Here is a 16379-nt window from a genome sequence, read left to right on the forward strand (position 1 = left end):
CAATATTATGTGACAGGTGTCCACTGCTGCCACATTCCAGGCCCTGCGCACCGAAGAGGGCCGCCGCAACCCGTACCCGCACTACGCCGCCCTGCACGCCACCGGCCCGGTCGCGCCACTGACCGGCTCGTACGCGGCGTCGGTGCACGGCTACGACGCGGTCTGCCGCGTGCTGCGCGACCCCGCGTTCCGGGTCCTGGACGCCGAACGGCTGAGCCGGCTGATGCCGTCCTGGCAGGAGCACCCGTCGCTGACCGTCCTGATGAACTCGATCATGTTCACGAACGGCGACCAGCACGCGCGCAAGCGCCGCCTGATCACCCGCGAGTTCACCGCCCGCCGGGTCGCCGCGCTGGCCGACACCGTCACCAGCCAGGTCGACCGGCTGCTCGACGGCATCGCCGAACTGGGCGCGTCAGGCGCCCAGGTCGACTTCATGAAGGAGTTCGCGTTCCCGCTGCCGTCGAACGTCATCGGCGAGCTGCTCGGCGTGCCCGCCGAGGACCGGGCCTGGTTCCAGCCCCACGTCACGGCGATCGGCGCGGTGCTGGACGCCGGAGGCGACAGCAAATACCCGCCGGCGGACAAGGCGGCGGCCGAACTCAGCGCCTACTTCGCCGACCTGGTGCGGCAGCGGCGGCAGGATCCCCGCGACGACCTGGTGACGCTGCTGTCCGCCGCGGGCGAGGACGAGGACACGCTGACCCACGAGGAGCTGCTGTCGGCGCTGGTGCTGGTGTTCAACGCCGGTTTCGAGACCACCACCCACTTGCTCGGCAACGGGCTGGAGGTGCTGCTGCGCCACCCGGCGGCGGCGAAGCGGCTACGGGAGCAGCCGGAACTCGCGGCCCCCTACGTCGACGAGTTCCTGCGCCTGGAGGCGCCGGCGCAGCTGACCACCCGGTGGACCGCTGTCGACACCGAGATCGAGGGCGTCGCCGTGCCGGCGGGCTCCACGGTCCTGGTCCTGCTGGGCGCGGCCAACCGCGACCCCGCACGGTTCCCCGAGCCGGACGAGTTCCGGCCCGACCGCGCCGACAACGCGCACCTGACCTTCAGCGCCGGCGCGCACTTCTGTCCCGGCGCGCTGCTCACCACCACCGAGGCGCAGCTCGCCTTCCCCCGCCTGCTGGCCCGCTTCCCCGGGCTGGCCCTCGCCGGCGAACCCGTCTACCGCTCCCAGCTGACCCTGCGCGGCCATACGCACCTGCCGATAACCGTGGCGTGACGCCGCACAGCCGACTCCCGACACCTCCGGAAGGTTGGCGTCTGTCGTTGTCGGACAGTCGACATCCACCGGACGTGCTCCTTCCCCGAGACTACGACGATGGTCCTTCTACGGGGAAAGGCTCATCTGATGAGACTCGGTAACCTGATCACCGCGGCGGCGCTGGTCGCGGCGGGCAGCGTGGTCGCCGTCGTGCCCGCGGCCGCCGCGCCCGGCCCGGCGGCCGCCGTCCAGCTCGACGTGACTCCGACGGCGAGCGTGCATCCGTCACACGGGCTGGCGGACGGCTCCACGGTCACGCTCACGGCGTCCGGCCTGCCGCCGAACCTGTGGGTCAGCGTCGTCCAGTGCAACAAGCCCAGCGAGCGGATGTCCAATTTCAACAGCGGTTGCACCCCGGGCCAGGGTGTCTGGACCAGTGCGACCGGCACCATCTCGACCCAGCTCAGCCCCAAGGCCACGGTGTTCGTCAACACCAGCGAGTGGAGCGAGGCGCCGGTGTACTGCCGGGCCGACACCTGCCGCTACTACATCGAGTGGGGGGACGACGAGGCCTACGTCTACCACTCCGTGCCCACCAACCTGATGTACTTCAACGGGGACCCGGCAACCATCGCCGCCACCCCGAAGACCGGCCTGGCCGACGGCCAGCTGATCCAGGTGACCGGCTCGGCGCGCAAGTCGGCCGGGCGGTACGTGACGCTCGTACAGGCGAGCTGCTACTACTACAGCCTCGAAGTCATCTGCCTCGGCCGGCTGCCGCTGGCCACGGTGGCCCTGCGGGCGGACGGCACGTTCAGTGCCACGGTGCCGGCGTTCCGCTTCCTCGCCGACGGCACCGACTGCGCCGGCGCGCCGCACGGCTGCCGGCTGTACGTGGTGGTGCTGGGCGCGGACGGGGAGCCGGACGACTCGTTCGCCGTCAGCCGACACGGCGATCCGAGCGTGTCGCTCACCTTCGCCACGTGACCCGTTGACGAAGCCCACCTCCCCGGCCGCGGAAGCAGCCGGGGAGGTGGCACGACAGCCTAGGGCAGCGTGACCACCTGCGCGGCGTAGGAAAGCCCGGCGCCGAAGCCGATGAGCAGCGCCGTGCCGCCGCTGCGGATCTGGCCGTCGCGGCGCATCCGCTCCATCGCCAGGGGGATCGACGCGGCCGAGGTGTTGCCGGCCTCGGCGATGTCGCGGGCCACGGGCACGTCGGCGGGGAGCCTGAGCGCCCGGACCATCGCGTCGATGATCCGCATGTTGGCCTGGTGCGGGATGAAGGCGTCGAGGTCGTCGACGGTGATGCCCGCCGCCTGCAGGGCCCGCTGCGCCACGGGCACCATCTCGTAGGAGGCCCACCGGAACACCTGCTGACCGGACATCTGCCAGATGGGCCGCGGCCCGCTGGGATCGTCGGCGAACGACTTCCAGTCCCGGGTCTGGCTGATAACGCCGGACTGGCTGCCGTCCGCGCCCCACACGACGGGGCCGATGCCCGGTACGGGCGCCGGGCCGATGACCACGGCGCCCGCGCCGTCGCCGGGGATGAAAGCCGTCGCCCGGTCGTTCTGGTCGATGAGATCCGTCAGCCGTTCCGCGCCGATGACCAGGACGTAGCGGGCGGTGCCGCCGTTGATCATGTCCCGGGCCAGGGCCACCCCGTGGCAGAACCCGGCGCACCCGGCGGAGATGTCGAAGGCCGCCGCGTTCACCGCGCCGAGCTGGTGGGCGATCTGCGGGGCGAGCGCCGGGGTCTGTTCGAGGTGCGACACCGTAGCCAGGATCACGCAGCCGATGTCGGCGGCGGCGATCCCGGCGTCGGCCAGCGCGGCGGACGACGCCTGCACGGACATGACCGCCAGCGTCTCGTCGGGTTCGGCCCAGCGGCGTTCGGTGATCCCGGACCGGGTCCTGATCCATTCGTCGGTCGAGTCGATCCAGGTGCAGATCTCCTCGTTGGTGAGGACGCGGCGCGGCCGGTAGCCGCCGAGGCCGAGGATCCGAGCATGCGACGCCTGGTCCGGACCGGCGATCTGACGTCCGGTCTGCGCGTGTCCGCTCTGATCGGTCACCGGTGGCGTCTGTGCTGGCATGGTGTGGCTCCTGGCGTGTGGCGGGGGTCCCCCGATGGCGCGGACCGTGATTATCACCGTGCCCAGCGGGTGGTGCGGGGTGTGCAGGCGACAGTGTTATCCAGGCGTGATCTTGCCCGACATTACGTTACCGCTAGTATCGTTATGTTCGCCGGGCGGAGCAAGACCTGACCGGAGACAACGGGCCGCAGACCGCTAGGCGCCGTTCGGCCTGGCGTTGGCGGCGGCGCCACACCACATCGCCATGACGCAGACAAAGACGTTGACCGCCGCGACAGCCCCGCGAACCCCATACAAGCCGGACGTGACGACCAGCGCCGCCACCACGAGGACGGCGATGATCGGGAGCGCGACCAGCCACCGGGCCGGCTTGCCCGCCCGGTCACTGAGCACGAAACCCGGGTAGCCACCCCGGTCGAGATACGGGTAGCAGAGAACGGCCCCGATGCCGATCGTCACGACCGCGGCCGCCAAATAAACAGGGATGATCCACTCCGGGACTGCCACCGCATACGTCAGGCCGATGACGGCGAAGCCGACCACGGCGAGCCCGGCGGCCAACCGGCTCGCCAGGCCCAGGGCCTTGTTGCGGTTCACGGCAGCGGCCTGGTGCGCCTCATGGTGAGCTGTGGGTGTTCGAGCCGTGCGGTCCGTGCGGCGGGCGGGGCTCACGGTCGCCGAAGTACACGTCCCGCGAGGGATCGAGCTGGCTGCGATGCCTGCTGCGCCTGGACCCGATGAAGACCATGACCGCGATCAGCAGCGCCGCCGCACCCGCAAGGATCAACAACCATTCCATGAGCCGGACGGTACGTGATCCATGCCAGCCGGTGAGGCAGGTGCCGCCACGCGGGCGGCACCTGCCTCACGCCGTCCTCGGCGGCCACCGCGAGCAGCCGCTCCACGAAGCGGCGCCGGTCACGAGCGCTCGGGTCAGGCCGGGTCCGTGGTGGACCAGATCGCGTCGACGATCCGTTGGGCCTGCACGTCCTGCACGACGTGCTCGCGGATGTCGGCGGAGCCCTGCACTCGGCGGCTGACCTGGTCGATGGTCGGCTGGTGCCAGCTGCCGTGCGGGTAGAGGCGCTGCATCCGGTCGAGGAATTCGTCGGTCGCGCGGCGGGCGTCGAGCAGCTTCGCGGCGTCGTTCGGCCGCGGCCCGATGCCCTGGTGGAACAGGCCCGCTCCGCCGTCGTCGACGATCCGGGTGTAGTTGTTGAGGCCGCCCTCGACGAGCGCGGCGGCGACCGTGATCACGGCCGCGCGGCGGTCCAGCCCCCGGGCCTGGACCTCCTGCACGATCGCGCGGGCGCATGACGCCTGGTAGCCGCTGATCCGCCCCGGCATGCCCGTGGCCAGCTGCGCGTTGAGGCTGCGGGCCAGGGCCTCGTCGGTGCGGGTCACGCCGGCGGCGGCGCACGGCGCGGTCTCGGCGGCCGACGCGTGGGCCACCCCGGCGCGGAGCGTCAGCGTGGTCGCGACCGCCACGACGGCCAGGATCGCGGCCGCGCCGCACAGGTGTCGGTAGAACCTCTTCACGGGCTTCCCCCAGGATCGTCGCGGTCCTCGTCGACCGCCGGTCCCCAGCCTGTCGCGGTGGTCACGGTCCGGCACCCGACCCAGGTCGGCGGGGTGACCTGACGAAAGTCAGGGCGCGGGCGTGGGCAGGGTCGCGGGCGGCTCGCATACGCCGACCTCGGTCATCCCGTGGATCGAGGAGATCGGCACGAGCGTGCGCGCCTTCGCGGTGATCCGGTTCTCCGGCTGGCCCGGGTCGGGCAGCACGGTGACGTATCCGTCGGGTTCCAGGGAGACCAGGCCGCAGATGATCCCGTGGTCGTAGGTGAGCTGGATGAGGCTGCTCGACGCGGGGGCGGCGGGGGCGAGCCAGCCGCCGAGCACCGCGACTCCGACCAGGCCCAGGCCGGTGACGGCGTATCGCCGGGTACGCGCGAGGTCACGGGCCTCCGGTTCGGCTGAGGGCGCGGCCGCGGCGACGGCCGGCAGGATCGCCCGCACCAGCAGCGCGAAGCCGGCCAGCAGCAGCGCCGCGACCACCACCTGCACGATCCAGTGCAGGTCGGCCAGGTCGTCGGGGCCCCGGACGATGAGTGCGGCGGCGAGCAGCGCGGTGACCGCGGTCAGGCCGCTGCGCCAGGCGGCGGCCTGTGTGCGCGGGCCTTCGGCGGACGGTGCGGGGTCGGTACGGCTGTCGGGGGCGGCTTGGTCTTCGGTCATGCCGGTTACCTCGGTTCGGTGGGCAGGGCGCGGCCCCGGGCAGGGCGCAGCGATGAGCGTAGATCAATGGGCACGCTCCCATCCAGAGTGTCCTACCGGGAGGGCAGCCGTTTACACAGATAGATTTCGTTCTCCCGAAACCCGCGGGTACCCACATGTTGCCGATGATCAATTCCACTGTCGCCATGACTCACCACCACGGTCACGACGACGCCGGGCACCACCACCAGGGCGCCGACCACACCCACTCCGAGCTTGGCCGCCGCGCCGTGCTGGCGGGCGCCGGCGGGCTGCTGATGCTGGCCGCCGCACCCGGCTCCGCGTACGCGGGCACGACCCCGATCGCGGCCGGGTCACCCGCCCGGAACACTGCGAAGTCCGGTGCGGCCCGCGCCTCGCAGCTGACCCAGGGCACCCTGCTGGTCCACGCGGACCTGCACAACCACACGCTCATGTCGGACGGCGACGGCAACCCCGACCTGGCCTTCCAGTCCATGCGCGACGCCGGCCTGGACGTGGCGGCGCTGACCGACCACGCCACGCTGTTCGGCATCAGCGGCCTGTCCAAGTCCGAGTGGGACCGCACCGGGGCGCTCGCCGGGGCCGCCGACGACCCGGGCAGCTACACCGCGATCCGCGGCTTCGAGTGGTCGCATCCGACCCTGGGCCACGTCAACGTATGGGGCACCGCGAACTTCACCGACCTGCTGGCCTCGGGCAGCATGAGCAGGCTCTACAACTGGATCAACGGCGTCGACGGCGTGGGCAGCTTCAACCACCCGGGCCGCGAGGTCCAGCGCTTCAACGACTTCAGCCTGAACCCGGCCGCGGTCGACAACATGGTGGCCCTGGAGATGTTCAACCGCGGCGACGACTACCTGTTCGACGGCTGGGCCGACCACGGCAGCTCGCCGCTGACCGCGTGCCTCAACGCGGGGTGGCGCACCGGCCTGACCGGGGTGTCCGACGAGCACGGCACGGACTGGGGTTTCCCCGAGGGCAAGGGCCGCACCGGTCTGTGGGTGGCGGCCAACACCCGGGCCGGGGTGTTCGAGGCCATGCGGGCCCGCCGCTTCTTCGCCACCCGCGTGTCGGGCCTGCGCCTGGACGCGACCGCGAACGGCGTGCAGATGGGCGGCGTGCTGCCGATCGCGGGCGGTGACGTGGCGTTCTCCGTCGACCTGGACCGCGGTCCGGATTGGGCGGGCAAGCCGCTGCGCATCCAGGTGCTGCGTCCGGGCACGACCGCGCCGACCGTCGTCGACGTGATCGATGTCGAGGCCGGCGGCGTGCACACGTTCACCGTGCCGATGAACGTCGCCGACGGCAACTGGGTGGTGCTGCGCATCTCCGACCCGGCTCAGGCCAACCCGAGCCCCGGCCCGGCCGGGCACCCCTGCAACGACTGGGGCGTGGCCTACTCCAGCCCGTGGTGGCTGCAGCCGTAACCGGGCCGTGCCTGCGCGCCGGGATCAGACGATCCCGGCGTGCAGGTACACCTCGGCGGACTCGCCGGACTCGTACAGCGCGACGTCCACATCGACGAGCACCTCGCCGTGTCCGGGCTGCCGGCGGAGCGTGCGGTAGCGCCGGTCGGGGTCCTGCGGCCAGCCGAAGCCCGCGGTCGTCCTCCCGTCGAACGGCAGGCCGGCCGACTCCGTCCGCTCGCCCGTCAGGAACAGGCCGTTGAGGACGAGGAACTGGTTCATACAGTGCCGGTCGCCGGTGAAGTGCAGGTAGAACGAGTCCGCCTCCCACTGAGCGTAGCGGTACCAGCGCACGCTGCCGGTGGCACAGTCGGGCAGCCCGAGGTGGTAGCGGTGCAATGTGCCCGGTAGGTCCTGGGCCTGGCTGCCGGGGTAGGCGCGCGGGTCGTGCGGTGGATGGTCGCGCGACAGCGCGTACCAGAACACCAGCACGACGATCCCGAGCAGTGCCAGGCCGGCACGCAGCGGCCGGCGTAGCCGGTTCGGCCGCCGGTGGCGCGGGCGGTCGCCGCCCGCCTGCGTCGCCTGCTCAGCGGACTCCACATCGAGCACGTCCATCGGCCCCCCAAACCCGATCTTGCTGGGCTGACCCTATCGTGCAGAACGCCACGAACCGGCGAGTTGTCCGCAGCCATGCCGAAGGCGCGCCCGGCGGAAACCTCTGGCCGCGATCGCGTCAGCGCTGCAGGCGGTGCCGGGACAGCACGACGGCCAGCCAGGCCGAGCGGACCTGCCGGAACGCCTCGACCTGACCGGATCCCCCGGGGTAGGCGCCCGCGGCCCGCAGCCTGCCCGCGGCCAGTTGCAGATCGCGCACCGCGGCCAGGTAGGAGCGGCCCGCCCGCGAGTGCGACACCGCCGGGTGCCGGGCACGCAACCAGGTGACGCGCACGTAGGTCCTCCCCTCGTTCCGGATCACGAGCCTGATCGACACGCCCTCACGTTCCCGCACGATCATGTAACGAGTGAACGTGTCAAAACCGCACATTTGACGCAGGAACCCGACTCGCCCAGCGCTCCTCGTTCAACCGCCGATCGACGCGGCCATCCGTCGACGCAGCGCGGGCACCGCGGCGACGGTCCGCAGCACGCCCCGGAACGCGGCCCGGCCCAGCCGAGAGGCCGACCCCGCCTGGCGCGTGTTGCGAGCCGAATCGCGCACCGCGGCGAAGCCGTAGTCGAGCATCTGCCGCTCGTAGCCCGCCAGCGCCGGCACCAGCGGCTGCTCGCCCCGGCTGACCGCGGCGAGCTGCCGGCGCAGCAGGTCGGCGTCGCGCAGCGCGGTGTTCGCGCCGACCCTCGGCGACGTGGTGACCGGGTTCCTGCACGTCGGCGCGGAGCACCGGGCGTGGAGCCGGCTGCTGGCCTGGCAGGGGCTGACCGGCGGCGGCGAGGACGACCCCGCGGACGACACCTACTTCACGGCGATGGTCGACGACGTCCGCCGCAGGCAGGCCGCCGGTGAGCTGGCCGACGACCTCGATCCGGCGTACGTGCTGCTCACCCTGTTCGCCGCCGCGATGGCGCCGACGCTGCTGCCGCAGATCGCGCGGCGCATCACCGGCCGTGCCGCCGACTCCCCCGAATTCCTCGACGAATACGCCGTCCAGCTCCGCCGTATCGTCGAGCACCTGGCCCGCTGACGCCCTGCGGCACACGGACGAAGGCCCCTGGCGCATCTGCGCCAGGAGCCTTCGTCGACGAGCTGCGGCCCTCGGCCGCCCGTGCTGCTAGGCGGACTCGGTCTCCAGGTCCGCCAGGCGGCGGGCCTCGCGGTCGCGCCAGGCGGCCGCCATCGAGGTGCGGCCGTTGCTGCGCAGCAGCGAGCCCTCGTAGAGCCGGGCCCCGACGAACAGCACCGCCACCGTGGCCGCGGCGAGCAGCACCAGCGACGCCACCGGCTCCCAGCCCGCCGCGTCACCCTGGAACAGCCGCACCGGCATCGCGGTCGGGGCCGAGAACGGGACGTACGACAGCACCTTCATCACGGCCGGGTCGCCGCTGAACATCGTCACGGCGAAGAACGGCAGCAGGACCACCATCTGCACCGGCATCGACGCGCCGCTGAGGTCCTCCTGCCGGTTGACCAGGGCGCCGACCGCGGCCCACAGCGCCGCGAGCATGACGAACCCGATGAGGAAGAACGGCAGGAACCAGGCGATCGCCGGCCCGAGCAGCGTCAGCAACCCGCTGTCGCCGCCGGCGATCCGCATCCCGGCCAGCGCGACCACGGCGATCAGCGCGATCTGCCCGAACGCGAGCACGGTGCCGGCCAGCACCTTGCCCGCCAGCAGCACCCGCACCGGCACCGAGGCGACCAGGATCTCGACCACCCGGGTCTGCTTCTCCTCGGTGACGCTCTGCGCGATCTGCAGGCCGAACATCAGCGACACGAAGAAGAAGATCAGCCCGAAGAACATCGGCACCAGGACCAGCAGCGTGTCGTCGACGGCGCTCGGGTCGAGCAGTTCGACGGTGGGCCGGGTGCTGAGCGCGTTCACCAGGTCGCTGGGGGCGTCGGTCAGGGCGACCACGGTGCCGTCGCCGAGCAGCGCCGCGTCGACCTCGCCGTCGCGCACCTGGGCCCGCGCGGCCGCTTCGTCGGCGACGGTGCGCACGTCCAGACCGGCGGCGGTGACGGCGGCAGGGGCCGTCCCGGTCACCGCGACGGTCGACGCCCCGTCGGCCAGCAGCGCGGGCAGCACCGTGGCGCCGACCGAGAACAGCAGGAAGAAAATGGTGCTGAACAGGAACGTCTTGTCGCGCAGCTTCACCCGGATCTCGCGGGCGGCCACGATGCGCACGGCTTCGAAGGTGTTCACTGGGCGACCTCCCGGAAGATCTCTGTGAGGGACGGGGTGACGGGGCCGAACGCGCGCACCGGGCCGCGGGACAGCGCCGCCTGCAGCACCTGCTGGTCGTCGGCGGCCGGGTCGAGCTCGAAGACCGCGTGCGCCCCGTCGAGGTCGATCAGGTGTACGCCAGGATGGTCGCGCAGCCAGCCGGCGTCGCCGTCCACGGTGAGCGTGTAGCGGGGCAGCGTGTGCTGGGCACGCAGCTGCCCGCGGGCGCCCGCGGCCCGGATCCGCCCGCCCGCGATGACGACCAGGTCGTCGCAGAGCCGCTCCACGACGTCGAGCTGGTGGCTGGAGAACAGCACCGGCACGCCCCGCTTCGTCCGGTCGCGCAGCACCTCCACCACCGTGTCCACGGCGATCGGGTCCAGGCCGGAGAACGGCTCGTCGAGCACGAGGATGTCCGGGTCGTGGATCAGCGCGGCGGCGATCTGGGCCCGCTGCTGGTTGCCCAGCGACAGCTTCTCCAGCGGGTCGTTGGCCCGCTCGCCCAGGCTGAGCCACTCGATCAGCTCCTCGCCGTTGCGGCGCACCGCGTCGCGGCCCAGCCCGTGCAGGCGGCCGAGGTAGACCAGCTGGTCACGCACGGTCATCTTCGGGTAGAGGCCGCGCTCCTCGGGCATGTACCCGACGCGCCGGCGCACCTCGCGGGTCAGCCGCGAGCCGTCCCAGGTCACCTCGCCGCTGTCGGGGGCGAGCACACCCATGATGATGCGCATGGAGGTGGTCTTGCCGGCGCCGTTCGCGCCGACGAACCCGGTCATGCGCCCGGCGGTGACGTCGAACGAGACCTCGTCGAGCACCTGCCGGTCCTCGAACCTGCGGCTCACCGCGTGGAGGCGGAGCACTTTCGTCATACCCGCAGACGGTAGGCGAGCCGTGGCGCGCTGCCGTCCACCGGTGGATCGATCTTGCATCCGTCGCGAGGAGGACCCGCGACCCACTTCAGGAGCCGAGCACCAGCTCGACCACGGGCCGGTAGTCCGCCGTGCGCTCCCGCACGGGCATTCCCGCGCGGCGAAACCCCTCGTTGGTCGCGATCCGGTACATCAGCGCCCGGATCAGCAGCTGGTCGCCGCCGACCCGGTCGGCCGTCCGCTCGACCCACGCCGCAGGCGCCCCATGCCAGGTCGCCGCATCCACGACGGCCACGGCCAGCGCCCAGTGCGCCGGGCGGAAGTAGACCGGCCAGTCGATCACCGCCGGAGCCAGGCCGTCGGCGAACATCACGTTGCCCAGCAGGTCGCCGTGCACGACCTGGAACGGCAGGTCGACGGGCCGCCGCGACCGGGCCAGCGGCTCCAGCAACTCCGCCATCACCGCACCGTCCGGCAGGGGCAGTTCCGCCCAGGCGATGCGCTCGCCGTAGGTCCACGGATCGTCGCGCTCATCCAGGAACCGGGGCCGAGCGAGGCCGGCCAGGGCCTCGTGGAAGGCCTCGCCGGCGGCGAGGACCTCGTCCCAGCGCCGCGGATCAGGATGCCCGGGCGTCAGCCACCAGGCATGCCAGCCCTGCACCACCCAACCGCCGTCCCTGGCGCGCACCGGCCGGGCGACCCGGAACCGTGCCGTGTCCTCGATCTCCGACAGCACCACCGCCGCCCAGTCCGCCTCGGCCACCAGCCCGCAGCGTTTCAGGACGATCTCGCCCGAGCGCCAGGTCCCACCCTGGCCGCCGGGCAGCAGGACGGCTCCCTCGCGGGCGCCGAACGCCGCCAGGACCTCCGGGGACGGACTCTCGCGAACCATCCCGGCAGCGTAGTGGCGAGTCGATCACCTGTCGCGGGACTTAACCGCCCGGGGTGACCACGCCGTGCTCGTACGCGAACACCACCGCCTGGGTGCGGTCGCGCAGCCGCAGCTTCGCCAGCACCCGGCTGACGTGCGTCTTCACGGTCGCCTCACCCAGGAACAGCCGGCCGGCGATCTCCGCGTTGGTCGCGCCACCGGCCAGCAGGATTAGCACCTCGTACTCGCGCGGGGTCAGCTCCTTCAGCTCCTGCGCCGACGCCGCGGGCACCGCCGCGGCGGGCCGGGCGAACTTCGCGATGACCCGCCGGGTTATCTCCGGGGCGAGCAGCGCGTCGCCGCGCGCCAGCACCCGCACCGCCTCGATCAGCGCCTCCGGCGAGCCGTTCTTCAACATGAACCCGCTCGCCCCGGCCTGCAACGCGGCGAACAGGTAGTCGTCGCGGTCGAACGTGGTCAGGATCAGCACGGCCGGGCCGTCGCCCGCCGCGGTGATCCGGCGGGTCGCCTCCAGCCCGTCGACGCCGGGCATCTCCACGTCCATCAGCACCACGTCGGGAGCGGTCGACGCGGCCAGCGCGACGGCCTGCTCCCCGTCGGCCGCCTCGCCGACCACCTCCAGGTCGTCCTCCGTCTCCAGGATGACCCGGAAACCGGTACGCACCAGCCGGTGGTCGTCGGCCACCAGGATCCGGATGGCGCCCGCCTCGCTCATGCCACCGCCTCCGCCGTGGCCGGGCACACCGGCTCCGCGGCCAGCGGGAAGCGGGCCCGCACCCGGTAGCCGCCCTGCGGCCGGGGACCGGCCTCCAGGGTGCCGTCGTGCGCGGCGACGCGCTCGCGCATGCCGATCAGCCCCAGGCCGCTGCCGGGCTGGTTCACCCGCCCGCCACGGCCGTCATCGGTGGACTCCACCTCCAGCTCCTGCGCCAGATAGCGGATCCGCACGTCGATGGTCGTCGCCCCGGCGTGCTTGAGCGTGTTCGTCACCGACTCCTGCACGATCCGGTACGCCGCCTGCGACAGCGAATCCGGCAGCGGCACCGGCACCCCGAACACGCCGAACCGGGCGGTCAGGCCCGCGTCCCGGGCCCCCGCCAGCAGGCTCTCCACCCGGTCGACGCCGACCGTGGCGGGACCCTCGTCGGTGCCCGTGCCCCGGCGCAGCAGGCTGAGCATGCGGCGCAACTCGTCCACCGCCGTACGCGCGCTCTGCTCGATCGCCGCGAGCGCGGTGCGCGCCCGCGCCGGGTCCTTGTCCATCACCCGGCGGCTCGCCGCGGCCTGCACCCCCATCACCGACACGTGGTGGGCGACCACGTCGTGCAGCTCCCGGGCGATCCGCAGCCGCTCGCCCATCACCGCCCGCTCCCCCGCCTCGTCGCGGGCCCGGCGCAGCTGTTCGGCCTGCACCTCCAGCTGGTACTCCCGCCGCGCCGACACCCAGGCCGTCTCGCCGAAGAAGTACGCGAACCCGAAGACCAGAGCATTGACCAGCACCGCGTTGACGATCGCGGCGAGCAGCGGCGGCACCGGACCGGCCGCGTCGGCGAACGCGTCCGACGGCACCGAGTCGATCTCCAGCCAGATCGACAGCAGCAGCCAGCCGAGCATCACCGCGATGATGCCCGCCCGCACCTGCCGCGAGCGGCGGTGATCACCCGCCCACGCCCCGGCGGTGTAGATCGCGCAGAACAGCGCGCCGGACGACAGCTGCATCTCCGGCGCCGCCCGGACCTGCGCGACGATGAAAGCCGCCGACACCACCAGCACGACCGGGAGCGGGAAGCGGCGGCGCACCGCCAGGGGCACCGTGATCGCCAGCGACCAGAACACCTGCTCCGGCCAGCTCGGCGGCGGACCCAGGTGGAACGCGCCGACGCTCGTGGTCAAAGTCAGGTTGAGCAGCGCCACGGCCGTCACCGCCAGCGCGATGAACAGGTCCGCGCGCCGCTGCTCGACGGTCGGGCCGGGGCGTCGCCAGCCGTCGGGGCTCCCCAGGGTGGTCATGCCGCGACACTGACACACCGGAACCGCCGGACGCCAACTCGCGCACGCCCGCATACCGGACATGGTGTTGAATGTCTGGATCCCCCCGACCCTGGAGTGGCCATGCCCCGCACCGTCGTGCCGCCCGTGCGGTTCCGCAGCCCGAACGCAGGCCCGGTAGGCGGGGACGGACTGCCCGAGCGGCTGGTCAAGTACGTGCCCGCGGAGACGCTGGCGTTCTTCGTGCCGCTCGCCGCCGTGGTCGGGCCCGAACGCCGGGCTCTGCTGATCACACTCGTCGCGGTGGGCCTGGCCGGGACCGTCGGCTACCTCTGGCTGGCCGGGCAGAAACTGCCCGCCGACGAGCGGCCGCTGCCGCACTTCTACGTGCTGGCGGGCGTGGCCTACCTGTGCTGGGCGGTGGGCACCAGCGCGCACACCGCCGCGCTGATCGGCCTGGACCAGGTCGCGGCCGGGGTCGTGCTGACGACGGCCGTGTTCCTGGTGCCGCTGGCCGACGAGCTGCTGGTACGGCTACGCCGACCGGCCGGCTGAGGCACGGTAGATGCCGGGTCGGGCCCGCTCGACGGTGAGCTGGGTGTCGCCGTACATCACGTACAGCAGGCCGAGCGGGTTGCGGAAGTCGCGCAGCAGGTCCCGGCGGGCCCATACCACCGCCTCGCCCAGCGGCCGCTTGGCTTCGAGGAGGCGGCCGTAGAACGCGCGCGAAAAGGCGCTGGCCACACTATCAGGCACATCCGTCTCGGTTCCGATGAACGCCCGATGCCCTTGCCTCAGAAAGAAGTCAGGAAACGAGTAGGCCGTCAATGGATTGGTACGGGAGGACGCACATGCGTTGAGGATGATCACCGCCCGGTCCTGGGTCGAGTCTTGTTGCTCCACTATCCGCTCAATATAGCCCTGCCGAATTTCCTCAAACTTGATCTTACGGACCCTTCCATTCCTTGTGGACAGCTCCAGTTTGTAGTCATCGTCGAACTCCGGCGTGGTGTCACAGTGGCACGCAAAATGGTGCATCTGCACCGGCGGATCTCCCTCAGCAGCGGAATTGCCGTCAAGTCGGCTGCCGTCGTATAGCGCTCGCACCAGCGCGGCCCGGACAGCATTGTCATCCTCCATCAACGGCCAAGGCCCCTCGACTTGCACGCGATCGCCGAGCGAGGCCAGGAAATGCTCCTCTTCGCGGGCGCTGGGCAGACCGCGGTGACGCATAAACTGCACCGGCAGCGCCGGCTCGTTGCGCAGCACATGATCCACGGTCATTCGCGTGCGCACAATGCGGCGAACCACGGTGGCGAAGCCGACGAACCTTCGCGCGAGCCGGACAACATCGTCGTAGTTTCTAATCTCTGGGGGCCTGCTGAGGTCAAAGATCGGCAACAGTTCCAACGGCAAGGCGTGATCACCACACCGCATTTCTATGATCGGCACATCATGGCGAGCATCGCTCCAGTCCTCGGCCTGCCACATCGGCCAAGCCGCTCGGAACGCCTCCGCCAACTGCTTGACCCGATCGCCGTCGTTCTGCGTGAGCAGAAACGCGAGCTGCACGCCCTTCCTGAACAGATTGAGCAACGCCGCCACGGCCCGATCGTCGCCAATGTTGAGACGTGCCGCCTCCGACACCAGCTCCGTCAAGTATTTGGATGCCCTGCGCTGCAATCCCTGCGTTGCTCTCTCTGACAACGGAAGAAACACCGACTCTCCGGTGCGCGGGAACTCGAAGCAGACCAATAACCGCGGCTCCCTGCGGTCCTGCCGAATATCGACAGTAGCGATGACCTCACCCATCGACTTCACGCTCAGTCGTGTACCGCGCCGCGAGTTCAATGCTTTGCAACGTCCGGCGCTGTTGGGAGATACGAACCCACAGCCACGGCGGCGGCTGAAAAGGCGACGAAAGCGGTCCTATCGAAAACTCCACCCTGCGCGTGCCTCCATGTTCGATTACAACAGTTCTTCCCGATTGTCGCCACGTGGGGTGATCGCTGTCGATTTCCAAATCAAATTGGACACGCGGCTGAGTCTCGCCGTCAGTGACCGAGACTTTTTCGGCGATCGGGCTCCGAGGTGTCGGAGAGATGGTGACCGCGACCTGAAACCCTCGGGCCGGATCGATCCGGATATTGCGTTTCTCGCCGGGGTCCACCGAAGCTCCGTCACCATGGACGGCCACACTGAGCCATCCACTGAAATTGACCAGCGGCTTTCCGTGCAGGATCTCCCTCACCGCGTCTCGAAGATCGTTGCGGTCGATTCGCGCCTCAACCGGAAGAGCGGGAGATCCTAGCGAGAAATCGCCGGGTTGCCCGAGCTCGCGAGCCTGTCGCGCCTCGACTGCCGCTGGCTCATAGACCTCTTCGATGATCCGCAAGTAGAGTTCGGTCGGATCGGGCAGGTCAGCGAGGGTTCTCATCCCGCTGCGCCGGCCCGCACCGGTTATGACCAGGCTCCCGTATCCGAGCAAACTGCCAAGCGGAGACTGCACGCATGTCACGTCCGCCATACTCGACAGCGGCAATGTCGACGCGCGCCGGAAGAACACTCCGCGCAGTACGATTATTCGCTTGTCGGTGAGGATTAACCGTCCGAAATGAAACTCAGCGAATCCGACCACGATTGCCAGTGCACCGGCCACTGCGATTACGATGAGCAACGTTTCGGTGTAGCCGGGCCGTATCTGTTGCATTACCAGCCGAGACCCGAGACCTGCATATATCGAGACAACCAC

Annotated in this window: 20 protein-coding genes; 5 read left to right on the forward strand and 15 right to left on the reverse strand. The window is 70.9% G+C overall.

Features of this window, described 5'->3' with window-relative positions:
- Positions 1 to 16: 16 nt before the first annotated feature.
- Both F6W97_RS36645 and F6W97_RS36650 read left to right on the forward strand, forming a co-directional pair.
- Positions 17 to 1228 (forward strand): cytochrome P450, encoded by a 1212-nt coding sequence (locus F6W97_RS36645; protein WP_155375168.1) that lies wholly within the window; start codon positions 17 to 19, stop codon positions 1226 to 1228.
- A 129-nt stretch (positions 1229 to 1357) separates the two neighbouring features.
- Positions 1358 to 2197 (forward strand): neocarzinostatin apoprotein domain-containing protein, encoded by an 840-nt coding sequence (locus F6W97_RS36650; protein WP_196279490.1) that lies wholly within the window; start codon positions 1358 to 1360, stop codon positions 2195 to 2197.
- A 59-nt stretch (positions 2198 to 2256) separates the two neighbouring features.
- Here the strand turns inward: F6W97_RS36650 and F6W97_RS36655 are convergent, their stop codons facing one another.
- The 5 genes from F6W97_RS36655 to F6W97_RS36675 all read right to left on the reverse strand — a co-directional run bounded on the left by F6W97_RS36655 (position 2257) and on the right by F6W97_RS36675 (position 5547).
- Complete coding sequence (locus F6W97_RS36655) at positions 2257 to 3309, reverse strand: beta-ketoacyl-ACP synthase III (RefSeq protein WP_155375170.1); 1053 nt, start codon at positions 3307 to 3309, stop codon at positions 2257 to 2259.
- A 195-nt stretch (positions 3310 to 3504) separates the two neighbouring features.
- Positions 3505 to 3906: a hypothetical protein gene (locus F6W97_RS36660; RefSeq protein ID WP_155375171.1), complete on the reverse strand. Its 402-nt coding sequence runs from the start codon at positions 3904 to 3906 to the stop codon at positions 3505 to 3507.
- Positions 3907 to 3925: 19 nt separating this feature from the next.
- Entirely contained in the window at positions 3926 to 4108 is a 183-nt protein-coding gene (locus tag F6W97_RS36665) for a hypothetical protein (RefSeq protein WP_155375172.1), read from the reverse strand.
- Positions 4109 to 4242: 134 nt separating this feature from the next.
- The gene (locus F6W97_RS36670) at positions 4243 to 4848 is read right to left on the reverse strand and encodes a hypothetical protein (RefSeq protein ID WP_155375173.1); all 606 of its coding nucleotides are present in this window, start codon (positions 4846 to 4848) and stop codon (positions 4243 to 4245) included.
- Positions 4849 to 4956: 108 nt separating this feature from the next.
- On the reverse strand, positions 4957 to 5547 hold the full coding sequence (locus F6W97_RS36675; protein ID WP_155375174.1) for a hypothetical protein: 591 nt from the start codon (positions 5545 to 5547) through the stop codon (positions 4957 to 4959).
- A 185-nt stretch (positions 5548 to 5732) separates the two neighbouring features.
- Between F6W97_RS36675 and F6W97_RS36680 the strand changes: the two genes are divergently transcribed.
- Positions 5733 to 6995 (forward strand): CehA/McbA family metallohydrolase, encoded by a 1263-nt coding sequence (locus F6W97_RS36680; RefSeq protein WP_155375175.1) that lies wholly within the window; start codon positions 5733 to 5735, stop codon positions 6993 to 6995.
- A 24-nt stretch (positions 6996 to 7019) separates the two neighbouring features.
- Here the strand turns inward: F6W97_RS36680 and F6W97_RS36685 are convergent, their stop codons facing one another.
- The 3 genes from F6W97_RS36685 to F6W97_RS41595 all read right to left on the reverse strand — a co-directional run bounded on the left by F6W97_RS36685 (position 7020) and on the right by F6W97_RS41595 (position 8250).
- A complete protein-coding gene (locus F6W97_RS36685) occupies positions 7020 to 7592 on the reverse strand; it encodes a hypothetical protein (protein WP_155375176.1) in 573 nt (190 codons plus the stop codon).
- Between the two features lie 118 nt (positions 7593 to 7710).
- Positions 7711 to 7968, reverse strand: coding sequence for a hypothetical protein (locus F6W97_RS36690; protein ID WP_155375177.1), 258 nt, complete (start codon positions 7966 to 7968; stop codon positions 7711 to 7713).
- 90 nt (positions 7969 to 8058) lie between these two features.
- Positions 8059 to 8250 (reverse strand): hypothetical protein, encoded by a 192-nt coding sequence (locus F6W97_RS41595; RefSeq protein ID WP_155375178.1) that lies wholly within the window; start codon positions 8248 to 8250, stop codon positions 8059 to 8061.
- 67 nt (positions 8251 to 8317) lie between these two features.
- Between F6W97_RS41595 and F6W97_RS36700 the strand changes: the two genes are divergently transcribed.
- Positions 8318 to 8677 (forward strand): hypothetical protein, encoded by a 360-nt coding sequence (locus tag F6W97_RS36700; RefSeq protein WP_155375179.1) that lies wholly within the window; start codon positions 8318 to 8320, stop codon positions 8675 to 8677.
- An 87-nt stretch (positions 8678 to 8764) separates the two neighbouring features.
- Here F6W97_RS36700 and F6W97_RS36705 read toward each other — a convergent pair whose 3' ends face one another.
- From F6W97_RS36705 to F6W97_RS36725, 5 genes are all read right to left on the reverse strand, one after another.
- Positions 8765 to 9856 (reverse strand): ABC transporter permease, encoded by a 1092-nt coding sequence (locus F6W97_RS36705; protein WP_155375180.1) that lies wholly within the window; start codon positions 9854 to 9856, stop codon positions 8765 to 8767.
- Entirely contained in the window at positions 9853 to 10746 is an 894-nt protein-coding gene (locus F6W97_RS36710) for an ABC transporter ATP-binding protein (protein ID WP_155375181.1), read from the reverse strand. Before F6W97_RS36710 ends, F6W97_RS36705 begins: the two co-directional genes overlap by 4 nt.
- A gap of 88 nt (positions 10747 to 10834) precedes the next feature.
- Positions 10835 to 11638, reverse strand: a complete 804-nt coding sequence (locus tag F6W97_RS36715) for an aminoglycoside phosphotransferase/kinase family protein (protein ID WP_155375182.1) — start codon at positions 11636 to 11638, stop codon at positions 10835 to 10837.
- Between the two features lie 40 nt (positions 11639 to 11678).
- Positions 11679 to 12353 carry a response regulator gene (locus F6W97_RS36720; protein WP_155375183.1) on the reverse strand — a complete coding sequence of 225 codons (675 nt, stop codon included), beginning with the start codon at positions 12351 to 12353 and terminating at the stop codon, positions 11679 to 11681.
- The gene (locus F6W97_RS36725; RefSeq protein WP_155375184.1) at positions 12350 to 13648 is read right to left on the reverse strand and encodes a sensor histidine kinase; all 1299 of its coding nucleotides are present in this window, start codon (positions 13646 to 13648) and stop codon (positions 12350 to 12352) included. Before F6W97_RS36725 ends, F6W97_RS36720 begins: the two co-directional genes overlap by 4 nt.
- A 102-nt stretch (positions 13649 to 13750) precedes the next feature.
- Here F6W97_RS36725 and F6W97_RS36730 point away from each other — a divergent pair, with 102 nt between their 5' ends.
- Positions 13751 to 14182 carry a hypothetical protein gene (locus F6W97_RS36730; RefSeq protein WP_155375185.1) on the forward strand — a complete coding sequence of 144 codons (432 nt, stop codon included), beginning with the start codon at positions 13751 to 13753 and terminating at the stop codon, positions 14180 to 14182.
- On the opposite strand, the gene F6W97_RS36735 is transcribed toward F6W97_RS36730, so the two are convergent.
- Together F6W97_RS36735 and F6W97_RS36740 are read right to left on the reverse strand one after the other, a co-directional pair.
- Complete coding sequence (locus F6W97_RS36735) at positions 14162 to 15439, reverse strand: CHAT domain-containing protein (RefSeq protein WP_155375186.1); 1278 nt, start codon at positions 15437 to 15439, stop codon at positions 14162 to 14164. The genes F6W97_RS36730 and F6W97_RS36735 overlap by 21 nt on opposite strands.
- A complete protein-coding gene (locus F6W97_RS36740) occupies positions 15432 to 16286 on the reverse strand; it encodes a PH domain-containing protein (protein WP_196279491.1) in 855 nt (284 codons plus the stop codon). Before F6W97_RS36740 ends, F6W97_RS36735 begins: the two co-directional genes overlap by 8 nt.
- Positions 16287 to 16379 lie beyond the last annotated feature (93 nt).

The organism is Catellatospora vulcania (assembly GCF_009720385.1).
Classification (GTDB): Bacteria; Actinomycetota; Actinomycetes; order Mycobacteriales; family Micromonosporaceae; genus Catellatospora; species Catellatospora vulcania.